The organism is Nostoc sp. CHAB 5715, from assembly GCF_020829685.1.
Classification (GTDB): Bacteria; Cyanobacteriota; Cyanobacteriia; order Cyanobacteriales; family Nostocaceae; genus Nostoc.
Genome location: NZ_JAIVFR010000449.1, coordinates 1 through 5,837, shown reverse-complemented (window position 1 = coordinate 5,837; position 5,837 = coordinate 1). Strand labels below are relative to the sequence as shown.

7 protein-coding genes and 2 pseudogenes are annotated in these 5,837 nt (G+C 39.7%); 8 read left to right on the top strand and 1 reads right to left on the bottom strand.

The window, feature by feature from the left end; genetic code table 11:
- On the top strand, window positions 1-563 hold a 563-nt coding region (locus tag LC574_RS22830), incomplete at its 5' end, for a transposase (RefSeq protein ID WP_229455825.1).
- A gap of 18 nt (window positions 564-581) precedes the next feature.
- On the opposite strand, the pseudogene LC574_RS22825 reads toward LC574_RS22830, so the two are convergent.
- Window positions 582-1,052 (bottom strand): annotated as a pseudogene (locus LC574_RS22825) (transposase); the annotation flags it as partial.
- Window positions 1,053-1,630: 578 nt separating this feature from the next.
- Between LC574_RS22825 and LC574_RS22820 the strand changes: the two are divergent.
- The 7 genes and pseudogenes from LC574_RS22820 (at window position 1,631) to LC574_RS22790 (ending at window position 5,379) form a co-directional block, all read left to right on the top strand.
- On the top strand, window positions 1,631-1,780 hold the full coding sequence (locus tag LC574_RS22820; protein WP_229455824.1) for a hypothetical protein: 150 nt from the start codon (window positions 1,631-1,633) through the stop codon (window positions 1,778-1,780).
- Between the two features lie 54 nt (window positions 1,781-1,834).
- On the top strand, window positions 1,835-2,128 hold the full coding sequence (locus tag LC574_RS22815; RefSeq protein ID WP_229455822.1) for a hypothetical protein: 294 nt from the start codon (window positions 1,835-1,837) through the stop codon (window positions 2,126-2,128).
- Between the two features lie 15 nt (window positions 2,129-2,143).
- Window positions 2,144-2,545: a DUF1636 family protein gene (locus LC574_RS22810; RefSeq protein ID WP_229455820.1), complete on the top strand. Its 402-nt coding sequence runs from the start codon at window positions 2,144-2,146 to the stop codon at window positions 2,543-2,545.
- A gap of 147 nt (window positions 2,546-2,692) precedes the next feature.
- Window positions 2,693-3,511, top strand: a pseudogene (locus LC574_RS22805) (ABC transporter ATP-binding protein); the annotation flags it as partial.
- Window positions 3,512-4,122: 611 nt separating this feature from the next.
- Complete coding sequence (locus tag LC574_RS22800; RefSeq protein ID WP_229455819.1) at window positions 4,123-4,392, top strand: hypothetical protein; 270 nt, start codon at window positions 4,123-4,125, stop codon at window positions 4,390-4,392.
- A 65-nt stretch (window positions 4,393-4,457) separates the two neighbouring features.
- Window positions 4,458-4,670: a hypothetical protein gene (locus LC574_RS22795; protein ID WP_229455817.1), complete on the top strand. Its 213-nt coding sequence runs from the start codon at window positions 4,458-4,460 to the stop codon at window positions 4,668-4,670.
- A 19-nt stretch (window positions 4,671-4,689) separates the two neighbouring features.
- The gene (locus tag LC574_RS22790) at window positions 4,690-5,379 is read left to right on the top strand and encodes a hypothetical protein (protein WP_229455816.1); all 690 of its coding nucleotides are present in this window, start codon (window positions 4,690-4,692) and stop codon (window positions 5,377-5,379) included.
- Window positions 5,380-5,837: the final 458 nt, after the last annotated feature.

Here is a 5,837-nt window from a genome sequence, read left to right as displayed (position 1 = left end):
TACTGCGCTCAGGATCGGCTCATATCCACCGGACTCCAGAAGCGATCGCTAATTTACTCGCTAGTCGTCATCCCCAAGATTTACTTGGTTTGACTCGGACTTATGCCAGGAGCGATCGCGGCAGTAGGGTATATGATTTTAAGCCATATTACCGAGGGGCGAAAGTAAGTGTAATTGGGGGAATCAGCTTAAAAAAAGTTTTGGCTGTCATGACTTTAAACGGCTCAATGGACGGGAATGCATATAAAGTCTTTATCGAACATTTTTTGCTTCCACAGTTATGGGCTGGTGCAGTTGTTGTAATGGATAATCTTCCTGCACATCAAGTCGCGGAAATTAAACCCTTAATTGAATCTGTTGGTGCAAGTGTTCTGTATTTATCTCCCTATTCCCCTGAATTTAACCCCATCGAACATTGGTGGTCACAATTAAAAGCTTTCCTGAAACAATTTTCTCCTTTGAATGCACCTGGAGTTGATGTTTTAATTAAAATAGCACTTGAATTAATTAATCCTGAACATCTCAAAAATTGGTTTACAAATTGCTGTTACTGTACCTCATAAACTCCAAATCTGCTGTAACATCAATTTATTTGTCGCATACCAAGTGTCCATCAAGACGGCTTGAAATGGTAAGTTCTTATGGTACACAAGGTTTTGCAGCATCTCTGTTACGTGTTCTATCTTTGTTTTCCCATCTCTGTCTGGGTCATAAATTCGATAGTCAACTACCCAAAACTTTCCGTTTTCATGATTGACATATACACAATTTACTAACCCAATTCCTTGAATTACACCATGCTCATTGCCACTATATTGGCGTTTACTTGGCTCGATTTCAATAGCGTATCGTTTATCAATTACTGTGTCATCAAAAACCAAGTAGGCATTATCATTTATTTCTATTAAATCTTTCACATTATCCCAAAGAATCCGAGGTGTTAATTTTTCGTTCTTTAAATAACGGTTGATTTTATCATGACTGGTCTGCTCTAAATGCTCCGCCAAATTTGTCAGAGTATAATTAATCTGACTACTTAACAAGTACCTAATTGTTAAGTTTAGTAAATCTCATCAATTAGAAGATTGATTTTATGCATCCTCAATTAATTTTCTCATGATTTTAAGAATACTTAACACAGCCGATTACTGTTAATAATTTCAGCAATGCCCTCTGGGTACGCCACTATTTTTATAGTACATCAATACTATAGACCTGCGATCGCACTGTGCCAGTTGCGTAAGTCCTGTCATCATTTCATTTTTTGAAGCCTTTCACAGCAGTATAAGCATTAATTATATATCTGGTAGTATATAGTACTTTAAAGTACGTAAGCTTGATTAGCGATCGCTCTTGGGAAAAAACTTTTTGGTTTACTGATCAAGTCGCTTTTTTAACAGCTAATTTCGTGCAATAATTGAGAATACTTCTTACTTAAACCTATAGCGGGCTGGGGTACTGACTACTGGAGCGATCGCTACGCTCCAGCAGGCATCGCGCAAGCGCTGACTTGTTAATTCGCAATCAGCATTGCATCCAGTATTTAGGTGTTCCCTTTCGGGGAACTTGAAAAAGCTCGTTATTTTCAATCATATATCAGCTTGATAATAACAGTATTTATTATTAAACTATGACAAAAATTCTGACAGATACAGACTGGCAAGAACTGTGGGCAGAAAGTCAGCAAAAGGGTACAGTTTCTAGTCAATCAAAGGGGGTTGAAACTATCTGCCAAGGGAAGATTCTTGATGTCTGTAATACCTATGATTGCTGGACATAATTACGTACTGGATTGTCTATTTAAATACATGAACAAGAGTTTATTGATGATCTTGTGTGGATTAGAAATAGTTTAGATAAATCTCGATTTGGCTTGAGTTTTTTTCTTTCAGGAAAAGTGAGAATTGAACGCCACAGTTTAACTGACAAGACAGACGAAGCAGTAGGCAGATATTATTCAGAATGTAACTACGATATCAAAGAAACTGAATGGTGGAAAGCCGGTGAGAAGTTTTCACGAATTTATCTGGAAATTGAACCGCAGAAATTTTTTCAAGGTTTTGGCGAGGAAGATTTAGAACAGATACCAATTTCCCTGCGTCAAGCCTTATCTACAAATACCTTGTAAATACACCTTAAACCTATGTCTAAACACACCCTATTCATCTGCAAATCCTGCCACAGTTCTTCTGAAAAACGACCAGAGAATCCACCTTTTGATGGCACTATTTTATTTGAACAACTGAACACTTTATGCGCCGAGCAATTCCCCGATGATGAAGTGGAAATTCAACCAGTAGGATGTTTATGGGCGTGTAGTCATGGCTGTGTTGTATCCGTCGCTAGTCCAGACAAACCCACCTATCTCTTTGTCAATCTCACTCCCGGTGAAAGTGCAACGGCATTACTAGATTTTATGCAACTGTATATCAAAAGCGATAAAGGAACTGTAGTTTGGAAACAGCTTCCTGAACTGTTACAATCTGCTATTTTCGCCCAAATACCCCCTGCATTAATTAATGAAACTCCAAGTAATTCTTATTAATTATTTTCTCTAAATTGAGCATTTATGATGACCTCTTTGCCAGTAGCCAAAAACCATCCCCTCCTACGTTTATTACACTATGCTAAAAACTACCGCTCTCAAGTGTGGACTGCGGTAACTTTTACTATCCTCAACAAAATCTTTGACCTGGCTTCTATTAAACGAGTTATGGGATTGTTAGATACTCCCATTGCTATTCCCACAGGGAAACATCGTTTACCGTTAAAAACAGTAAGCGGTGAGGTGCATTTTGACAATATCACCTTTGCATACAATGGTCGCACCAATGTACTCAAAGATTTATCATTGCATATTTCCCCTGGTGCAAATATTGGCATTGTCGGTGCAACTGGTTCTGGTAAAAGTACTCTTGTCAAATTACTGCTGCGCTTTTACGAAATCCAAGGTGGACAAATCCTGGTTGATGATATCGATATTCGAGAGTTACAACTTTTAGAACTGCGGCGCTGTATCGGTTGGGTGAGTCAGGATGTATTTTTATTTCACGGTACGGTGGCGGAAAATATTGCTTATGGCAGTTTTGATGCAAGTAATGAAGAAATCATCGATGCTGCCAAATTAGCCCAGGCTCATGAATTTATCCTGCAACTACCCCAAGGATACAATACTATCGTCGGTGAAAGAGGTCAGAAACTTTCTGGTGGTCAAAGACAACGAATTGCGATCGCTCGTGCTATTCTCAAAGACCCACCAATTTTGATTTTGGATGAGGCTACCTCTGCGGTAGATAATGAAACTGAAGCGGCTATTCAGAAGTCTTTGGCGATGATTACTCAAAATCGGACGACAATTGCGATCGCTCATCGTCTTTCCACAATTCGCCACAGTCATTGTATATATGTAATGGATCATGGTCAAATTGTGGAACAGGGTAAGCATAAGGACTTACTAGCAATTGATGGGATTTATGCCAGTTTGTGGCGCGTACAGTCTGGAATTCATTAATACTTTCTTTTAATCCCACATTCCGCACTTCAACTAGTTACCATAACATCGGAAACCTTGGAAGATGCGATCGCAAAGGTAAATGATGTATTAGGTGTAAACGCAGGCAGACCTAAGAAGTGCAAGAGCGCAGACGAGCAAAATTGTCGAAATCAGCGAATGGAGCAAGAACCGAAAACCCAGTCGTTCAAAGCACCATTACCATATGCAAGTTGCTGAAGAAGCTACTCGCAGGGGGTTGCCAGCACTATCGCCAAGAAGTATAGGTCGGATCTTGGAAGCGCAACCCTAATAGCATCAAGCTCAAATCAAGCTAACGGGCAATCCTATCTTTTCATTATGCCAGAATAACAACCAAGTCGCCGAAACTGTCAAGTTAAAAAGTTTGCCCGAATTGTCGCCAACAACAATTGGTCGCCTCCTATAAGCAAAATGAGCAGTAAGAAAAATTGATAATTACCTTAAACCATTCCAACCACTGGGATGGTTTAATTTTTGCATCTATAATAATTCAGCCAAAATACATAATGTAGTACAGTCAAGTGTTGGGTAACAAGCGAATAGCACAATTACAGCAGTATATTTAGCAACATTCAGATTGTGTTGGTCTAATGAAAGATTTATCGCGCCAAAGTGAGTGTGGTTGGGCAAATCGAGAGAGAATAGATTTGATATCGAAAAACACCATTTTCGCGCCCAATGCTATGTCTGATACTCCATATTCCCCCAGACGGGCATCCCCAAAAGCAAACGATGATACCGGATTTGATCATGCGGTAGAGTCATTAAAAAAATCTCTCAAAGCCCCAATTGAGCGGTATTTTGCTAAAGACGCAAAAAGTCAGCCGTCATGCCAAGCTGGATGTATTAATCCAGTATGACGATAACCGCAAACAAGGTCAGTCAGAGATGACAAATTTGTTGGCAGATATGATTGACTAGGTGGATGCCTAAGCCAGAAAGTTACCTCCCTGACTCGGCTACAAAAGCGATAACATCCAACAATGGCTGGCATACTCAGATAACGGGACGAGTGCGATGGCGATCGCATGATTACACTCTTCCGATGAATTGCAATCGCGCTAGTCCACTCCAAAATGATAGTGTCAAGGTAATTATCTGGATGACGCGCTCACTCGGTCGCGGAGAGTCCCGGTAACAAAAGACATTACCTAGACATGAGCCAAACAGGGAAAAACAAGAAACTGGCATCTTTTAACTGCGACCAAAAGATGTGGGAGCAGTTTATCGCCCGTTGCCGGGAGAAAGGGACGACGGCAACAGCCACGCTGACCCAATTTATCGAACTCTACCTAGATGATATAGATCACCTTGATGCAATTGGTGGCAATGATTTAGATAAACGCTTGGACTCTAAGATTAAGGCAAGTGTTGAGGAGTACTTAGTCGCTGGTAACAATAGTAACGCCAGTCTGACGAATGAAACGATATTAACTATTTGCTCACGACTTGATAAGCTAGAGTCACAGTTTTCAAGTGAATCTAGCAACGAAACCACAGCAATCCATAATCTCGCCGATTTAGAAGAAAAAGTGGAGGGGATAACAGCCCGAATGACACAGTTTACCGAGGCGATTATTAAAATTCAAAATCATCTCAACAACCAACCGAGGCCGCAGAAGAAATCGTACCACAACAATTCATCCTATCAAGGGCATACTCCCCGAATCCAACCATTAACGGAAGAAGGTTTAGGTTCCAGACTTGGTGTAAGTGTAGAAACTATGCGCGAGCAGCGAAATAAGCTGCACCCACCGCTTTTTGTAGCATGGTGCAAGGGCAAGGATAAATCGGGTATGGGATGGGAATTTAACGAAAATACGGGATTATATCATCCGGTAAGTTAGTATTTTTATTATTTTCAAGAATTTCTGAATTTACACTGATTCGCTCGCCGAATAGAGCGATCGCTAAACAATTGTTTTGTTGTCCTCAATAGAAGACATCGCTGTGGCCACTTAACAAAACTTCTATAAAATATCCTAGAAACTTAGGGCAGGCACTCACAAGGTTACTTTCTCTATCAAGAACTACTTGAGGGCTTCCATCTCTGTGAGCAATTCTCGATGTTGGTTGACAGTGGTTAAATAATGCTAGTTTATTAGGTTACTTTAAGTATACGGAATTCAGCCTAAGTAAGTTTAAGTGATATTACTGTTAATTAGATGACTATTTAATTGTAATCCAATAATTGTCTATGTGATATTAGGTAGATGATACCTTTTGTACTCTATTTTATTTAGGAATTACAAAGTTTTTTGCTGAAATTAGCCACTTGTTATAGCCGTATATAAAATAACATTAG

What these genes read in the sequence shown, in the direction of transcription:
- LC574_RS22820 (WP_229455824.1), top strand. Translation starts at nt 1,631, where the DNA reads ATGACAAAAATTCTGACAGATACAGACTGGCAAGAACTGTGGGCAGAA.
- LC574_RS22810 (WP_229455820.1), top strand. Translation starts at nt 2,144, where the DNA reads ATGTCTAAACACACCCTATTCATCTGCAAATCCTGCCACAGTTCTTCT.
- LC574_RS22800 (WP_229455819.1), top strand. Translation starts at nt 4,123, where the DNA reads ATGAAAGATTTATCGCGCCAAAGTGAGTGTGGTTGGGCAAATCGAGAG.
- LC574_RS22795 (WP_229455817.1), top strand. Translation starts at nt 4,458, where the DNA reads ATGCCTAAGCCAGAAAGTTACCTCCCTGACTCGGCTACAAAAGCGATA.
- LC574_RS22790 (WP_229455816.1), top strand. Translation starts at nt 4,690, where the DNA reads ATGAGCCAAACAGGGAAAAACAAGAAACTGGCATCTTTTAACTGCGAC.